This is a genomic window from Pseudomonas sp. PsB (assembly GCF_043658375.1).
Taxonomy (GTDB): domain Bacteria; phylum Pseudomonadota; class Gammaproteobacteria; order Pseudomonadales; family Pseudomonadaceae; genus Aquipseudomonas; species Aquipseudomonas putida_Z.
Window position 1 is genome coordinate 1 of sequence record NZ_JBIGLU010000012.1, and the last position, 15,654, is coordinate 15,654.

Genomic DNA, 15,654 nt, shown 5'->3' on the forward strand with positions numbered 1-15,654 from the left:
TAATTGGCCCGAAACAGATGTAGGAGCAGCCTTGTGCTGCGAAGCGCCGCGCGGGCGGCGCTCGATCTCATAGGCGCTGAAACTGTCAAGGCAAGCACCTGTCAGCCCCGACACTACGTTATCGCCAGTCCGCCTTGTCGGCAAAAAACGCCTGCGCATTCGCCTCCAGGCTCTCCAGGTGATACCCCCCTTCCTGCACGATCAGGCACGGCAAGCGCATCGCCCGAATCCGCTCGCCCAATACCGCAAACCCTTCAGTCGTCACCGCCACCTTGCTCTGCGGGTCGAGTTCGTAAATATCGAACCCCAGCGACAACACCAGCACCTCGGCGCCAAAGTCCTTCACCGCTGCCAGCGCGATCTCCAGCTGCCCCATGAAGTCCGCTTCGCTAGCCCCATGCGCCATCGGCAAGTTGAGGTTGTACCCCTCCCCCGCACCGCTGCCACGCTCGTCCGCGAACCCGGCCACACCCGGGTAGAAGTTGGTGGGGTCGCCATGCACTGACACATACAGCACATCCCGGCGGTTGTAGAAGATTTCCTGAATCCCCTGCCCGTGGTGCATGTCGGTATCGAGGATGGCCACGCGGCTGTAGCGGCTGCGCAAGGCCTGGGCAGCGACAGCGGCATTGTTGATGTAGCAGAAACCACCGGCTGCATCGAAGCGCGCATGGTGGCCTGGCGGCCGGCACAGGGCATAGGCCGCCGGCTCGCCGTCGAGAATGGCCTTGGCACCGGCCACTGCGCTTTGCGCAGACCAATAGGCCGAGCGCCAGGTGTGTTCGCCTACAGGGCAGCTGCCGTCAGCCAGGTAGCGCCCGGCCTGGGCGAGGATGCCGCGCAGGGCGTTGGGTTCACGCACGAAGATGTTGGACATGACCTCGTCGCCCCAGTCCTCGGGCACTTCCTTCCAGCGCGCATGAGCCTCTTCGAGGAAGGCCAGGTAGGCCTCGCCATGCACTGCCTTGAGCGGTTCGAGGCCGGCGTCCTCAGGTTGACGGATGTCGAAACCCAGATCCTTGGCCGCCTGCAGCAGGCGCTGGGCGCGTTCGGGGACTTCCTGCGGGGTGCGCATGGCGCCGCGCGAGTAATAGCTGCGTGGGTGGTGCAGCAGTTGTTCGGGGTGGAAGTAGCAACGCATCAGGCGTCTCCTTGTTCAATACGACCCGCGCGGGCCAGCACGGCATTGAGCAGTACATCGGCGCCCTGGCGGGCGTCGTCGGGCAACACGTCTTCGGCTTCGTTGTGGCTCAGGCCGCCGACACAAGGGATGAACACCATGGCGGTCGGGCAGTAGCGGGCCAGCAGGATGGCGTCGTGGCCGGCGCCGCTGACGATCGACTGCTGGGCATAGCCCAGGCCATCCACTGCCTGCTGCACGGCGGCTACGCAATCGGCATCGAATGGTGTGGCCGGGCTGACCCAATGGCGCTCGATACGCACCTGCAACCCGCGCTGATTGGCGATGGCTTGCAGCTTCAACGTCAGGTCGCGCTCCATCGCCTCGATGGCTTCATCCCGGTGATGACGCAAGTCGACGGTGAACTGCAGCAGCCCCGGAATGGTGTTGCGCGAGGACTTGGCGATGGACAGTTCACCCACCGTGGTCAGGCCTTCAGGGGCAAAATCGGCAGCCAGTTGCTCGACCGCCTGGATCATCCGTGCGGTGCCGTACAGGGCATCCTTGCGCAGCGGCATCGGCGTGGTGCCGGCGTGTGCGGCCATGCCTTCGACCGTGACGTCGAGCCATCGGATGGCCTGCCCGCCGCTGACCACGCCAATGGCCTTGGCGTTGTCTTCAAGGATCGGGCCTTGCTCGATATGCGCCTCGAAATAGGCATCGACCTGGCCGCCCAGCGGGCGCCGGCCGGCGTAACCGTTGCGTTGCAGTTCATCGGCGACACTGATGCCATCGGCATCGCGAATGGCCAGCGCTTCGTCCAGTGCCAGGGTGCCGGTGAACACCGCCGAGCCGAACATGGCCGGGGTGAAGCGGGCGCCCTCCTCGTTGGTCCATACGGCGATTTCCAGCGGTTTGCGCGTCTGGATGTTCAGGTCATTGAGCCGGCGCACCACTTCAAGGCCCGCCAGCACACCGTAGACACCATCGAAACGGCCGCCCTCAGGTTGGGTGTCGAGGTGGCTGCCCATCATCACCGGCGCTGCATCCGGGTCGCTGCCAGCGCGGCGAACGAACAGGTTGCCGATGGCATCCACAGTCAGCGTCAGGCCGGCTTCGCGGCACCAGTGGCTAAACAGTTCACGGCCAGCCTTGTCCTCGTCGCTCAGGGCCAGGCGGCAGCTGCCGCCACGGGCAGTGGCACCGATTTCGGCCATGGCCATCAGGCTCGCCCACAGGCGTTCGCCATTGCTTTTCAACATGTGCGGGTACTCCAGAAAAAAGCGGTTCGATCAGGCCAGTTCCAGGCGCTGGCTGCGGGCGTACTGGCGCGCCAGGGCGAGCACGCAGACCAGCGAAATAGTGGCGATCAGGGTGTAGAACACCGCCATCGGCCACCATTGGCCGGTGAAGGTGTGGGCCAGCCAGGTACCGATCAGCGGCGTCAGGCCGCCCGCGATGGCGCCGCAGATCTGGTAGGCCAGGGAAATGGCGGTGTAGCGCACACGGGTGTCGAACATGCCGCTGACATAGCCGGCGATCACCGCGTAGAACGACGCCATGCACGCGGCGGCCAGGGCAATGCCGAGTACGATCAACGGGCCCTGGCCCGAGCTGACCAGCACGAACATCGGGTAAGGCGAGGCCATCGCCAGCAGCGCGACCAGGGCCAGGAAGCGGGTGGCGCCGATCTTTTCCGATAGCCAGGCGGCCAACGGCTGCACGCAGAACTGGATGATCGCCACGAAGAACAGGCACTCCAGGATCAACGAACGCTCCAGGTGCAACTGCTGGGTGGTGTAGCTGATCATGAAGGTGTTGGTGAAGTAGACACCGGCAATACCCAGGGTATTGGCACCGATGCACAGCAACAGCGGGCGCCAGGCCGTGCGCAGCACTTCGAATACCGGGGCCTGCTCCTTGCGCCGGGCCTTTTCCGCCTGCTCGCGGCTGGCGATGAACTCGGGCGACTCATTCACCCCCAGGCGAATCGCCAGGCCCACCAGCAGCAACAGCGCGCTGGCCAGGAACGGCACGCGCCAGCCCCAGTTCATCAGGTCTTCTTCCGGCAGGCGGGTGACCGCGCCGAAGGCCAGCAGCGACAGGATCAGGCCCGCCGGGCTGCCCAGCTGGGCGAACGAAGCGAAGAAGTTGCGCCGGCCCTTGGGGGCATGCTCACCGGCCATCAGCACCGCCCCGCCCCACTCGCCGCCCACGGCGATGCCCTGGACGATGCGCAGCAGGATCAGCAGTACCGGCGCGCTGGCGCCGATTTGTGCGTAGGTCGGCAGCAGGCCGATGCCCACGGTGACGATGCCCATCATCAGCAAGGTGATGACCAGCGACTTCTTGCGGCCGATACGGTCGCCCACGTGGCCGAAGACGATGCCACCCAGCGGCCGGGCAAAGAAGCCGACGGCGAAGGTGCCGAACGCGGCCATGGTGCTGAACAGGCTGTTGTCGGAGGGGAAGAACAGCGCGCCGAACACCAGGGCGGCGGCGGTGGCGTAGATGTAGAAGTCGTACCACTCGATCATGGTACCGATGAACGCGGCGGCGGCGGCACGGCGTGGCTGGGGGGAAGCGGTGGGCTTCATGGGGGCTCCTTTGCTTGTTGTTCTGGCAGGAGTTGTTGGGGGCACGGGGGCGCTCTTGTGGCGCTTGGCTTGTTGAATCGGTGTTGGCTTCTTCGCGGGCTCGCCCGCTCCCACAGGTACTGCGCAGCATTCGAAACCTGTGGTGACCCTGTGGGAGCGGGCAAGCCCGCGAAGAAGCCAGCACCGACTCGGCAGGCCTCGATACCTGCGATTTATCGGCTCGGGGCTATGATTAGTCAATTTTCTATTTATTATTCGAAATATTAGCCTTGCTTATTATCGAGCCCTGCCATGCCCGACCGTCTGCTCAACGACCGCCTCGACTGGAACCTGCTGCGCACCTTCCGGGTCATCGGCCAGGAGCTGTCCATCAGCCGCGCGGCCGCCCGCCTGCACCTCACCCAGCCGGCAGTGAGCCAGGCGCTCAAGCGCCTTGAAGAACAGCTTGGCCGCCAGCTCATCGCCCGCCGCGGGCCGCGCTTCGTGCTGACGGAAATGGGCGAGCAGCTGTTCCAGCTGGCCGGCGAGGTCTATGGGCAGATGTCGCAGATCGGCGGCTTGCTGGAGCAGCCGGCGGACGAACTGGTGGGCAAGGTACGCCTGCTGATGATCAGCCGTATCGTCAACGAACGCTTCGACGACTTCCTCGCCGACTTCCACCGCCAGCACCCGCGGGTGGAGCTGGAGATCGACGTGATGCGCAGCTCCGACATCGTCGCCGCCCTGCAGGAAAAAACCGCCACGGCGGGCCTCAGCCTGAACCGGCGTGCGCAGCCACGGCTGGAGCAACGGTTGTTCCTGCGCCAGCGCTATGCGTTCTTCTGTGGCAAGCACCATGCCCTGTTTGGCCAGGACGAGGGCGACCTGCAGCGGGAGAACTTCGTCAGTTTCACCAGTGACCAGATTGGCGGCATGCTGTCGCCACTGACCATTTTCCGCGACCAGCAAGGGTTTGCCGGGCGGATCGTGGCATCGTCACCAAGCCTTGAAGAAGTACGCCGGCTGGTGATTGCCGGGTTTGGCATAGGTTGCCTGCCCGAGCATGTGGTGGCGCCGGATGTAGACGCCGGGTTGCTGTGGAAGCTGTCGCCGCAGGAAGGGATTGCCGATGTGGATATCCACCTGTTGTGGAACAGGGAGCAACGCTTCAGCCGGGCAGAAGAAGTGTTTATCGAGGCGTTGCAGCAGAGCCTTGACTGAACGCAGAGCTGGGGTCGGCGAGCACTGGACACGATAGTGGCCAATTAGTAGCATCCAGGCCAACTGAACATTACGGACAATCTCAGTCATGGATCGAGCTACCGTGGTCATTCGACGCCCCATTCATCACCCCATCCGCCCTTTGATCACCTGGGAAGAAGCATGGAAGGGGCCCGACGAGGGCTTGATCCGCTGCTGGGAGATTGGCCGTGAGCGGGCTCTGGCCCAGCCAGAACTTGCCCGGCACTGCGCCGATGGCGCACTCCCGGTGCTAGGTTGGAAAGGTGGCCATGATCGCGCTTTGAAGAAACCGATGAAGTACGGTTCGTTCAAGTACCTGGCGCAATGGCAGGGCCTTCGCGGCGAGGATCTGTTCATCGATACGCGAACAGAGCTCACCCTGACCTGTAATCACACCGGCATGCTGACAACGTTCACACCGGACCAGGAAAAATACGCCAACGCTTTGATGCTGATGGAATAGAACAGAGAATGGCGGCCTTGCAGGAACTTCGGTGAAGCACGCTTTTTCACTAAGTACCTTTACACCCTACCCCGAAATTGCACGGTCACTGTGGGAGCGGGTTCACCCGCGAAGCAGGCGACACGGTGGATGGCACCGGCGTTGCCGGTGTTCGCGGCTAAAGCCGCTCCCACAGGTACAGCGTGAGCCCGCTCCTACAGAGGTAGAACCCGAAGTCAGGCTGTTGCCAGTGCCGGGTAGTCGGTCAGGCCATGGGCATCACCGCCAAACAGCGTGGCCCGTTCGTGCTCGGCCAGGGGCGCATTCAGCTTCAGCCGTGCCGGCAGGTCCGGGTTGGCCACGAATGGTCGGCCGAAGCCGATCAGGTCAGCCCAGCCCTCCTCCAGCGCGCGCCGTGCACGTTCGCCGGTGTATTTGCCGGCATACACCATCACCCCGGGGAACACCGCCCGCAGCTGTTGCTTGAAGTCCACCGGCATGTCCGGCGCGTCATCCCAGTCGGCTTCGGCAATGTGCAGGTAGCCGATGCCGATTTCGCCCAGGCGTTTGGCCGCTGCAGTATAGGTGGTGACCGGGTCGGCATCGACACAGCCATTGAGGGTGGTCAGCGGCGCCAGCCGTACACCTACGCGCTGGGCGTCGCCGGTGCCTTCGACCAGCGCACGGGTGACCTGGTCGAGGAAACGCAGGCGGTTTTCCAGCGAACCGCCGTAGCGGTCGGTGCGGTCGTTGGCGCCGGAATCGAGGAACTGGTTGACCAGGTAACCGTTTGCCGCGTGCAACTCGACACCGTCAAAACCGGCCGCCATGGCGTTGCGCGCAGCCTGGCGGTACTGCTCGATGATCTCGGCAATTTCCGCTTCGCTCAACGCGCGTGGTTTCGAGGCCTGGACAAAGCCTGGCGTGCCGTCGGCATTGTCGATGAACACGTTCACGCCTTCGGCCTGCATCGCCGAGGACGACACCGGTGCCTGGCCGCCGAGCAGGCTGCTGTGGCTGAGACGGCCGACGTGCCAGAGCTGGGCGAAGATGCGCCCGCCTGCGGCATGTACCGCCTCGGTGACCAGGCGCCAGCCGTCGATCTGCGCCTGGGTGTGGATACCCGGGGTACGGGCGTAACCCTTGCCCAGTGGCGAGATCCAGGTGCCTTCACTGACGATCAGCCCGGCACTGGCGCGTTGTGCGTAGTACTCGGCCATCAGCGCGGTCGGTACATCGCCAGGCTGGGCGGCGCGGGAGCGGGTCATCGGCGGCATCAGCACGCGGTTGGGCAGGTTGAGGGCGCCGAATTGCAGGGGTTGGAACAGCGGATCTTGAGTCATTACGTGCATCTCCGTAAGGCAAATCAGGGGTCAGGCGCGGCTGACGACAGGTTGTGGCTGGGCAGGTACACGGCGGTCGAGGCGGCCGCTGTACAGGGTCAGGGCCAGGGCTCCAAGGGTGACCAGCGCGGCAATCCATGGGGTATGGCCAAGGCCGAGCTGTTGCACCACCTGGGCACCGCCCCAGGAGCCACCGGCCACACCCAGGTTGAAGGCGGCGATGTTGAAACCGGCAGCCACGTCGACTGCGTCGGGGGCGACCTTTTCCGCCTGCTGCACCACGTACACCTGCAGGCCCGGCACATTGCCGAAGGCCACCGCGCCCCAGGCCAGTACGGTGATAACCACCAGCACCGGATGCGGTGCGGTGAAGGTCAGCGCCAGCAGCACCACGGCCAGCAGCAGGAAGATGATCGACAGTGCCTTGACCGGGCCTTTGCGGTCGGCCAGGCGGCCGCCCCAGATGTTGCCCAGGGCAACCGAAACGCCGTAGGCGAGCAGCACCAGGGCGACGCTGTTGGCGCCGAAGCCGGCGATGTCCTGCAGGATCGGGGCAAGGAAGGTGAAGGCGATCAGCGAGCCGCCGTAACCCACGGCAGTCATGGCATACACCAGCAGCAGGCGCGGTTGCAGCATCACCCGCAGTTGGCGCAGCAGCGGTGCCGGCTGGCTGTGCTGGATGCGCTTGGGCACGAACAGCAGTGCGCCAAGCAGCGCCACCAGGCCGAAGGCAGCCACCACCAGGAAGGTCACGCGCCAGCCGAAGTGCTGGCCGATGAAGGTACCCAGCGGGATACCGGTGACGAAGGCCACGGTCATGCCACTGAACATGGTGGCGATGGCGCTGGCGGCTTTTTCTTTCGGCACCAGGCTGGTGGCGATGATCGAGCCGACCGAGAAGAACACCCCGTGGGCCAGGCCGGTGAGGATGCGCGCCATGATCAGCGATTCGTAGCTGGGCGCCTGCCAGGCCACCAGATTACCGGCGGTGAACAGCGCCATCAGGCCGACCAGCAACAGCTTGCGCGGGACGCGGCCGGTCATGGCGGTGAGCAGTGGCGCGCCGATGGCGACGCTGAGGGCGTAAAGGCTGACCAGCAGGCCGGCCGAAGGCAGAGTGACCGCCAGGTCATTGGCGATGGTCGGGATGAGGCCGACGATCACGAATTCCGTGGTGCCGATGGCGAAGGCCGCCAGGGTCAGGGCTAACAAGGCGAGAGGCATTTGAGAATCACCTGTGGAAGGTTGGGATGGGTGAATTCTCGGGGGACGTGGGGATGGGAAAAAGGTGGGGACGGGACAATGAGTTTTGATTTGAAGGCAAAGGTCATCCTGAAGATATTGCGAGCGGGTCAACTTTAAACAATGTTCCGGCCTGCGCGGCTTTTGTAGGAGCGGCCTTGTGTCGCGAAAGGGCTGCAAAGCAGCCCCAGCAATTTGTGCATTTGTGCTGAACCCCTGGGGCTCCTTTGCAGCCCTTTCGCGACACAAGGCCGCTCCTACAACGTTCATCAACCCGACGAAGTGAACGCATGGCACGCTGGCAAGATCTAGACCGCCCAAGTCATAATTGTTAATAGTTAAGTCCCAGGAGGTCTCATGCAAGATCTACGTCAGTTGCGCTACTTCGTCGCCGTCGCCGAATGCGAGAACGTCGGCCGGGCCGCCGAGCAGCTGCATATTTCCCAATCCCCCCTCAGCCGGCAGATCGCCCAGCTGGAGGACAACCTTGGCCTGGCGCTATTCGAACGGCGCAACCAGCGCCTGTACCTGACCAGGGACGGGCGCACCTTCCTGGCCGAAGCGCGCGGCCTGCTCAAGCATGCCGAGCGCCTGGAATCGCTGGGCAAGCGCTTGGGCCGTGGCGAGGAAGGCGGGCTGTGCATCGGTTACGTCAACCACGCCATCCACGCCGGCGTGCTGCCTGGCGCGGTGCGGGCCATTCGTGGCGAGCGCCCGAACATTCATATTGCGCTGTACAACATGACCCCCAACGAACAGTTCGAAGGCCTGCGTCAGCGCAGCCTGGACATTGCCCTGGTTTGCGAGCCGCCGCCAAAGAACGACCCCGACCTGCGCGGCCAGCCGGTGCTGGACGACCCATTGCTGCTGGCCATCCCGGCCGCGCACCCGCTGGCCAGCAAGGCCGAACTGACCCCCGCCGACCTGCACGAACAGGACTGGATCATCACCGGTGGCCAGCCCGACCAGGGCCACAAGCGTGACGATTTCATCGCCCGCTGTGGCGATGCCGGCTTCACCCCGCGCCTGTCGCTGGAGGCCAACGACCCGCTGAGCGTGCTCGGCCTGGTGTCCGCCGGCCTGGGCCTGGCCATGGTGCAAAGCAGCCTGTCGGCCAGCGCCGGGCCTACCGTGGTGCTGCGCCAGCTGGACTGGTTCCAGCCCAGCGAGCAGTTGTGGACGGTCTGGCACCAGGTCGACTTGCGGCCGATCGTGGGCATTTTCCGCGAGCGGGTGCTGGCATTGGCCGAGCAAGGGCTTGATAAGTCCCACCATGTCTGAACTAAGTCGAATTACGTCTTTTACAGTCTGACCGCGCTTCACTAGGATGGCTCCTATCGATGCAACTCACCCACAGGAGCCATTCCATGAACATCGACCTCGGCGGACGCACCGCCATCATCAGCGGCTCGACCGGCGGTATTGGTCTGGCTACCGCCCGCGGCCTGGCCCGCGCCAACGCTGACGTAGTCATTGCCGGCCGCAGCCAGAAGTCGCTGGATGCCGCCCTGGCCGAACTGCGCGAGCAAGGCGGCCGTGGCCAGATCCACGGCGTGGTTGCCGACCTGGGCACCGCCGCCGGTGCCGAAACCCTGTTCGCCGCCCACCCACGGGCCGACATCCTGGTCAACAACCTGGGCATCTACGACGACGTCGACTTCTTCGACGTGGCCGACAGCGAGTGGACGCGCTTCTACGACACCAACGTGCTGAGCGGCGTGCGCCTGGCCCGCCACTATGCCCCGGGCATGGTCGAGAAAGGTTGGGGGCGGATCCTGTTCATCTCCTCGGAATCGGGCATCGCCATCCCTGCCGACATGATCAACTACGGCGTCACCAAGGCTGCCAACCTGGCGGTATCGCATGGCCTGGCCAAGCGCCTGGCCGGCACCGGGGTAACCGTGAACGCAGTGCTGCCCGGCCCGACCCTGACCGACGGCGTGGCCGCGCTGGTGGCTGATGCAGCCCAGGCGTCCGGGCGCAGCATTCGTGAAGAAGCCGACAACTTCGTGCGTACTGCACGGCCGGGCTCGATCATCCAGCGTGCCGCCGATGTCGACGAAGTCGCCCACCTGGCGGTGTACCTCGCCTCCCCTTACTCGTCCGCCACCACCGGTGCAGCGCTGCGGGTCGACGGCGGCGTGGTCGACAGCCTGGCTATCTGAGTTCAACCTGGGGGCTGCTCTGCAGCCCATCGCGACACAAGGCCGCTCCTACAAGGAAACGCGTTCTCCTGTAGGAGCGGCCTTGTGTCGCGATGGGCGGCAAAGCGGCCCCAGACTTTTGCCCTGAAATCAAAACACCTTGCCCTCACCGCAGCTGTTTCCCCCGCCCGATCCCCGCTAGCCTGCCGCCCACACCCGTCTCGAAAGGACCCGCACCATGCCAACCGATCATCAAGCCTGGGCCTGGACCCCGAACGCCGGCCTCGACGGCCTGCAACTGCTGCGTAAACCCCGGCCACAACCCGGCCCCGGTGAGGTGCTGGTGGCCAACCGCGCCATTGCCCTCAACCCGGTGGACTGGAAAATCTGCGAGTGGGGCCACCCTGCCTGGCAGCAAGGCACGGTCCCGGGCGTGGATGGCGCCGGTGTGGTAGTCGCCGTTGGCGCAGGCGTCGACATGCCGTTGGGCAGCCGCGTTGCCTACCACCAATCGCTGGCGCGTGACGGCAGCTTTGCCGAGCACTGCCTGCTGGATGCCAGCCTGGTGATGCATATCCCCAGTGCGCTCGGCGACACCGCCGCGGCCGCCGTGCCCTGCCCCGCCCTGACCGCCTGGCAGGCCCTGGCCAAGGTGCCCGAAGGTGCCAGCCGCGACGTGCTGGTGATCGGCGCCGGTGGCGCGGTGGGCTTCTACCTCGCGCAACTGGCCGCGCAACGCGGCCTGCGCGTGTGGGCCAGTGCTGGCCGACGCCACCACGCCACGCTCAAGGCCCTTGGTGTGAGTGGGGTGTTCGACTACCACGACGCCGACTGGCAGAACCAACTGCAGGCCGCCCTGGGCGAGCGCCCGCTGCATGCCCTGTTCGACACCGTCAGCGGCGCCCATGCCGGCAGCCTTGCCCACCTGCTCGGCTACAACGGCCACCTGGTGTGCATCCAGGACCGCCAGGAAACCGCACCAACGCCCGCCTTCGGCACGGCGATCTCGCTGCATGAAGTGGCGCTCAACAGCATTCATGCCCATGGCCGGTTGGCAGATCTCCAAGCCCTGCGCGTGGCCGGTGAACGCCTGCTGCAGGCCGTCGCCGATGGCAGCCTGATCGCGCCACAACGCCGCGAGTTCACCTTCTCGGCACTACCACAGGCTCTGCGGCAGCTGAAAGAGGGCCAAGGCGCAGGCAAATGGGTGACGCGCCTCGACTGAACGCCGTGTGCGAGAACTTGGATCCCATTCTGCGACAAGGTATGCTGGGCAATAGCTAAACGCCACTGCTCAGGTAGGCCTCGTGCCTGCCTTCAAGGACGAGCCCTTTGCCCAGCCACCCTACCCGTCACACCATCGCCCGCCAGTGGCAGCTGCTCAAGCTGCTGCCCGGCCGCCACCCGGGGATGAGTTCCACCCAGTTGCAGGCCGCCCTGACAACCGTGGGCCATATCACCAGCAAACGCACCGTCGAACGCGACCTGGTCGAACTCGCGGCACTGTTCCCGCTGCAGTGCAACAGCAAAGGCATGCCCTACGGCTGGTACTGGCAACCGGGCCTGAACCTGGGTGAGGCGCAGCAGCTGCAGCCTGATGCGCTCACACCCCCGGACCAGGTTGAATTGCACGCCTGGGTCGATGATGCGCTGGCCCGGCGCCTGGAAGCGGCGCCTCTGTCGGCAGATATGCAACTGACGCTGCAAGCGGACGGTGGGGCCACCCTGGTCGCCACCGTCGACGACAACCGTGCGCTGATGGGCTGGCTGCTGTCCCAGGCCGGCTCGATCCGCGTGCAGGCGCCGCAGGCACTGCGCCAGGCCATGCTCGAGCAGTTGCGCCAGAGCCTGGTGCTGCACGAGGGTTGTTGTTGACCGGCAAGCAAAAGTCATTGTCCCCCGGGCCGCTTTTTCCCATAGCTGGCCCTGCGCAGAATCTGCTCCTGACAACGCCTCACTATCAGGAGTACCCGATGAAACGCTTCAAGCCCCTGCTGCTCGCCGTCGCCCTGGCGACCACTGCCCAGGCCACCCTGGCCGCCGACTGGCAGACCTCGCCCTACGGCAAACAGGATGAAATCGGCGCCGCCAACCTGCTCACCCCCGAAGTGGTCAAGCAGGCGGTCGGCCTGGTCAAGACCGGCAAGACCTACCCGCTGGCCGTACCGGTGAGCAAAGACCTGCCGGCCTTCCGCCACCGCAGCTTCCACCTGTACAACATCCAGCCTGGCGAGCAGGCCGGCCAGACCCTGGGCCGCAACAAGTTCAGCTTCAACGATGAACTGGTCAACGGCTGGACCGGCGTCGGCACCCAGCTCAACGGCATCGGCCACATCGGTATCGACAACGTCTACTACAACGGCAACAAGGCTGCCGACTTCGTCACCGTCGAAGGCGTGACCAAGCTGGGCGTGGAAAAAGTACCGCCAATGGTCACCCGCGGCGTGGTGCTGGACATGACCGCTCACTACGGCAAGGCCATCGTGCCAGGCGGCACCTCGTTCACCGTCGACGACATCAAGGCCGTGCTCAAGAAAGAAGGCATTACCCTGCGCAAGGGTGACGTGGTGCTGTTCAACACCGGTTGGCTGGAACTGATCGGCAAGGACAACCAGCAGTTCCTCGCCACCGAACCGGGCATCGACCTGCCGGCGGCCGAGTGGCTGGCTGACCAGGGCATTGTCGCCTTTGGTGGCGATACCTGGGCTTCGGAGGTGTACCCGAACCCGACCGGTGAAGAATTCCCGGTCAACCAGTTCATGCTGGCCAAGCGCGGCATCTACAACCTGGAGCTGATCGACACCCGCGCGCTGGTGAAGGACAAGGCGTTCGAGTTCCTGTTCGTGCTGGGCCAGCCGCTGTACAAGGGTTCGACCCAGGTGAACATCAACCCCGTGGCGATTCATTGACTATCAGTGCCATTGGGCACTGACCTGTAGGAGCAGCCTTGTGCTGCGAAGGGGCCGGTATGACTTACAGAAATCTGTCAGACATACCGGCCCCTTCGCAGCACAAGGCTGCTCCTACAAGGGGGAGCGTTCGGGCCGTTAGAACGTACCGGGGAACGCCCCGCCATCGATCAACAGGTTCTGCCCAGTGATGTACCCGGCATGCGCACTGCACAGGAACGCGCAGTAAGCGCCGAACTCGCCGGCACTGCCAAAGCGCGCCGCCGGGATGGCCTTGCGCCGCGACTGGGCGGTGGCATCCACATCGCCACCTGCCGCCTTCAAGGTCTTCTGCAGGCGCGCCGTGTCGAACGCCCCAGGCAGCAAGTTATTCAGCGTCACGTTGCTGCCCGCCAGGCGCTGCTGACGGGCCAGGCCGGCGATGAAGCCGGTCAGGCCACTGCGCGCACCATTGGACAAGCCAAGAATATCGATCGGCGCCTTCACCGCACCGGAGGTGATGTTCACCACCCGGCCGAACCCGCGCTCGGCCATGCCATCGACCACCGCCTTGATCAGCTCGATGGGGGTAAGCATGTTGGCGTCCAGTGCCTTCAGCCAGTCCTCGCGGCCCCAGTCGCGGAAGTCGCCCGGGGGCGGGCCACCGGCATTGTTGACCAGGATGTCCACCTGCGGGCAGGCTGCCAGCAGCGCCTGGCGCACCTCGGCGTCGGCGACATCACCGGCCACGGTGCGCACCTCGATGCCCGGGCAGGCCGCGCGCAACTCGGCGGCGGTCTGCTCCAGGGTGGCCTGGGTACGGGCATTGATGACCAGGTTGACGCCTTCTTTGCCCAGCGCCTCGGCGCAGCCTTTGCCCAGGCCCTGGCTGGCCGCGCAGACGATGGCCCAGCGGCCGGTAATGCCTAGATCCATTGGGTTGCTCCTTGATGCAATGCAGTTACAGGGTCACTGGATCGGGGAAAACGCGGCAGGCATCAACAGCTTCGATTCCATCCGCACCAGCATCGGGAAGGCCACGGGGATGAAGCGCTCCAGCCAGTCCGCATCGCGGTACAGGGCGGCGCGGCGCTCGATGCGGTCATCAAGGCTCTCGTAGGCCCAGATGTGCACCACCTGGTTCAGTTCGCCAATCTCGGTGTACCACCAGCCCACCAGCTTGGCGTAGCGCGAGATCACCGGCAAGCCTTCCTTTTCGAAGTGTTCCAGGTACTGCTTCATCTTGCCGATGTGCAGGGTGTAGGTACGCATTTCATAGAACATGGTCGTGATTCCGTAAAAGGTTCAGAGGTTGCCGTGGTAGGCGTCGGTGATCAGGCGCTCGACATCGCGCGCGGTGGTCAGGCGTGGGTTGACCAGCACGTTGCCGCTGCGCATCGAGTCGCTGACCATCTGCGGCAGGAACTCCAGATCCACGCCCAGTTCACGGATGGTCGCGGGAATGCCGATGGCCTGGTTCAGGGCCACCACCGCATCCACCGTGCGTGCCGCGGCCTGCTCCACGCTGAGCCCGGTCACATCGGCGCCCAGGGCAATGGCGATGTCGCGGAAGCGCTCCGGGCAGGCCGGCAGGTTGAACTTGATCACGTAAGGCAGCAGGGCGGCGTTGGCGATGCCATGGGGGATGTTGAACACCCCGCCGAAGGTGTGGGAAATGGCATGCACGTTGCCCAGCTTGGATTGCGAGAACGCCACCCCGGCCAGGAACGAGCCCAGCAGCATCTGCTCGCGGGCCGCCATGTCGGTGCCGACGAAGTAGGTTTTTTCCAGGCTGCCGGCAATCATGCGAATGGCCTGCAGGGCCATGGCCTGGCTGATCGGGTTGGCCTGGCGCGACACATACGACTCGATGGCATGGGTCAGGGCATCCATGCCGGTGGCGGCGGTGATGGCCGCAGGCAGCTTCAGGGTCAGTGCCGGGTCGAGGATGGCCAGGCGCGGGAACAGCCGCGGGCTGACGATCACCGTCTTGAACAGCGTGCGCTTGTTGGTGAACACGGTCGACGCCGTGCATTCGCTGCCGGTACCGGAGGTGGTCGGGATGGCGAAGATCGGCAGCGGCGGCTGGGTCAGTTTGTCGTAGCCCTCGTAGTCGAGGATGTTGCCAGGGTTGGTGGCCATCGCCGCCACACCCTTGGCGGTGTCGATGCTGCTGCCGCCACCCACGCCGATCACGGCGGTGCAGTTGCGCTCTTTCAGCAGCGCCACGGCAGCGTCGAGCACGTCGGTGCTGGGGTTGGCTTCAACGGCGGAGAACAGCTGGTAGTCGATGCCCGCCTGCTCCAGCGAGGCGAAGAAGCCGGCCAGGATGCCAGCGTCGATCAGGCCCTGGTCGGTGACCACCAGCAGGGTGCCGTCCACGTACGGCTTGAGCAGCGCACCGGCCTGGTCGGCCAGGCCCGCGCCACATTTGGCAATGGTGGGGAAATGGAACTGGAATTGGCTCATGAGGGGTCCTCAGGCAACTGCGTTGTTCTTGTTGTGCCCGCCGTGACGCTGGCGGGCCGTGCCGGGGCAATCTAGAGCGCGGGCCAGGGCCGCCGATGATGAAAAGAGCTGATCCGCCAATAACCACTGCTTATCCCCTGCCTGGGTAATAAGCAGGCGTTATTGGCGGATCAGCTCTTTTCATTACC

15 protein-coding genes are annotated in these 15,654 nt (G+C 64.8%); 7 read left to right on the forward strand and 8 right to left on the reverse strand.

Annotation, left to right across the window (positions count from 1 at the left end; all coding sequences use genetic code 11):
* Positions 1–118 precede the first annotated feature (118 nt).
* The 3 genes from ACGLHT_RS16045 to ACGLHT_RS16055 are packed head-to-tail and all read right to left on the reverse strand — an operon-like array spanning position 119 to position 3,717.
* Positions 119–1,141 carry a histone deacetylase family protein gene (locus ACGLHT_RS16045; RefSeq protein WP_137163571.1) on the reverse strand — a complete coding sequence of 341 codons (1,023 nt, stop codon included), beginning with the start codon at positions 1,139–1,141 and terminating at the stop codon, positions 119–121.
* Positions 1,141–2,382: a Zn-dependent hydrolase gene (locus tag ACGLHT_RS16050; protein WP_274120256.1), complete on the reverse strand. Its 1,242-nt coding sequence runs from the start codon at positions 2,380–2,382 to the stop codon at positions 1,141–1,143. The genes ACGLHT_RS16045 and ACGLHT_RS16050 overlap by 1 nt, the downstream gene beginning before the upstream one ends.
* Positions 2,383–2,412: 30 nt before the next feature.
* A complete protein-coding gene (locus ACGLHT_RS16055) occupies positions 2,413–3,717 on the reverse strand; it encodes an MFS transporter (protein ID WP_025338598.1) in 1,305 nt (434 codons plus the stop codon).
* Positions 3,718–4,008: 291 nt separating this feature from the next.
* Between ACGLHT_RS16055 and ACGLHT_RS16060 the strand changes: the two genes are divergently transcribed.
* On the forward strand, positions 4,009–4,917 hold the full coding sequence (locus ACGLHT_RS16060) for a LysR family transcriptional regulator (RefSeq protein WP_274079617.1): 909 nt from the start codon (positions 4,009–4,011) through the stop codon (positions 4,915–4,917).
* 88 nt (positions 4,918–5,005) lie between these two features.
* A complete protein-coding gene (locus ACGLHT_RS16065) occupies positions 5,006–5,401 on the forward strand; it encodes a hypothetical protein (protein ID WP_170978831.1) in 396 nt (131 codons plus the stop codon).
* 215 nt (positions 5,402–5,616) lie between these two features.
* Here the strand turns inward: ACGLHT_RS16065 and ACGLHT_RS16070 are convergent, their stop codons facing one another.
* Positions 5,617–6,723: an alkene reductase gene (locus tag ACGLHT_RS16070; protein WP_085663447.1), complete on the reverse strand. Its 1,107-nt coding sequence runs from the start codon at positions 6,721–6,723 to the stop codon at positions 5,617–5,619.
* 30 nt (positions 6,724–6,753) lie between these two features.
* Positions 6,754–7,947 (reverse strand): MFS transporter, encoded by a 1,194-nt coding sequence (locus tag ACGLHT_RS16075; RefSeq protein WP_025338595.1) that lies wholly within the window; start codon positions 7,945–7,947, stop codon positions 6,754–6,756.
* Between the two features lie 375 nt (positions 7,948–8,322).
* Here ACGLHT_RS16075 and ACGLHT_RS16080 point away from each other — a divergent pair, with 375 nt between their 5' ends.
* From ACGLHT_RS16080 to ACGLHT_RS16100, 5 genes are all read left to right on the forward strand, one after another.
* On the forward strand, positions 8,323–9,246 hold the full coding sequence (locus ACGLHT_RS16080; protein WP_274120255.1) for a LysR family transcriptional regulator: 924 nt from the start codon (positions 8,323–8,325) through the stop codon (positions 9,244–9,246).
* Between the two features lie 86 nt (positions 9,247–9,332).
* A complete protein-coding gene (locus ACGLHT_RS16085) occupies positions 9,333–10,130 on the forward strand; it encodes an SDR family NAD(P)-dependent oxidoreductase (RefSeq protein ID WP_274120254.1) in 798 nt (265 codons plus the stop codon).
* A gap of 217 nt (positions 10,131–10,347) precedes the next feature.
* A complete protein-coding gene (locus ACGLHT_RS16090) occupies positions 10,348–11,334 on the forward strand; it encodes a zinc-binding dehydrogenase (RefSeq protein ID WP_274120253.1) in 987 nt (328 codons plus the stop codon).
* 107 nt (positions 11,335–11,441) lie between these two features.
* Positions 11,442–11,984, forward strand: a complete 543-nt coding sequence (locus ACGLHT_RS16095) for a WYL domain-containing protein (protein ID WP_274120252.1) — start codon at positions 11,442–11,444, stop codon at positions 11,982–11,984.
* Between the two features lie 98 nt (positions 11,985–12,082).
* Positions 12,083–13,018 (forward strand): cyclase family protein, encoded by a 936-nt coding sequence (locus ACGLHT_RS16100; protein WP_025338590.1) that lies wholly within the window; start codon positions 12,083–12,085, stop codon positions 13,016–13,018.
* 138 nt (positions 13,019–13,156) lie between these two features.
* Here ACGLHT_RS16100 and ACGLHT_RS16105 read toward each other — a convergent pair whose 3' ends face one another.
* From ACGLHT_RS16105 to ACGLHT_RS16115, 3 genes are read right to left on the reverse strand one after another with little or no spacing between them, the layout of a single operon-like run.
* On the reverse strand, positions 13,157–13,933 hold the full coding sequence (locus ACGLHT_RS16105; RefSeq protein WP_274120251.1) for an SDR family oxidoreductase: 777 nt from the start codon (positions 13,931–13,933) through the stop codon (positions 13,157–13,159).
* Positions 13,934–13,966: 33 nt separating this feature from the next.
* Positions 13,967–14,281, reverse strand: a complete 315-nt coding sequence (locus ACGLHT_RS16110; protein ID WP_013972037.1) for an NIPSNAP family protein — start codon at positions 14,279–14,281, stop codon at positions 13,967–13,969.
* A gap of 21 nt (positions 14,282–14,302) precedes the next feature.
* The gene (locus ACGLHT_RS16115; RefSeq protein ID WP_137163565.1) at positions 14,303–15,466 is read right to left on the reverse strand and encodes an iron-containing alcohol dehydrogenase; all 1,164 of its coding nucleotides are present in this window, start codon (positions 15,464–15,466) and stop codon (positions 14,303–14,305) included.
* Positions 15,467–15,654: the final 188 nt, after the last annotated feature.

Coding starts and splice junctions, on each gene's coding strand:
- ACGLHT_RS16045 (WP_137163571.1), bottom strand. CDS start 1,141: ATGCGTTGCTACTTCCACCCCGAACAACTGCTGCACCACCCACGCAGC.
- ACGLHT_RS16050 (WP_274120256.1), bottom strand. CDS start 2,382: ATGTTGAAAAGCAATGGCGAACGCCTGTGGGCGAGCCTGATGGCCATG.
- ACGLHT_RS16055 (WP_025338598.1), bottom strand. CDS start 3,717: ATGAAGCCCACCGCTTCCCCCCAGCCACGCCGTGCCGCCGCCGCCGCG.
- ACGLHT_RS16060 (WP_274079617.1), top strand. CDS start 4,009: ATGCCCGACCGTCTGCTCAACGACCGCCTCGACTGGAACCTGCTGCGC.
- ACGLHT_RS16065 (WP_170978831.1), top strand. CDS start 5,006: ATGGATCGAGCTACCGTGGTCATTCGACGCCCCATTCATCACCCCATC.
- ACGLHT_RS16070 (WP_085663447.1), bottom strand. CDS start 6,723: ATGACTCAAGATCCGCTGTTCCAACCCCTGCAATTCGGCGCCCTCAAC.
- ACGLHT_RS16075 (WP_025338595.1), bottom strand. CDS start 7,947: ATGCCTCTCGCCTTGTTAGCCCTGACCCTGGCGGCCTTCGCCATCGGC.
- ACGLHT_RS16080 (WP_274120255.1), top strand. CDS start 8,323: ATGCAAGATCTACGTCAGTTGCGCTACTTCGTCGCCGTCGCCGAATGC.
- ACGLHT_RS16085 (WP_274120254.1), top strand. CDS start 9,333: ATGAACATCGACCTCGGCGGACGCACCGCCATCATCAGCGGCTCGACC.
- ACGLHT_RS16090 (WP_274120253.1), top strand. CDS start 10,348: ATGCCAACCGATCATCAAGCCTGGGCCTGGACCCCGAACGCCGGCCTC.
- ACGLHT_RS16100 (WP_025338590.1), top strand. CDS start 12,083: ATGAAACGCTTCAAGCCCCTGCTGCTCGCCGTCGCCCTGGCGACCACT.
- ACGLHT_RS16105 (WP_274120251.1), bottom strand. CDS start 13,933: ATGGATCTAGGCATTACCGGCCGCTGGGCCATCGTCTGCGCGGCCAGC.
- ACGLHT_RS16110 (WP_013972037.1), bottom strand. CDS start 14,281: ATGTTCTATGAAATGCGTACCTACACCCTGCACATCGGCAAGATGAAG.
- ACGLHT_RS16115 (WP_137163565.1), bottom strand. CDS start 15,466: ATGAGCCAATTCCAGTTCCATTTCCCCACCATTGCCAAATGTGGCGCG.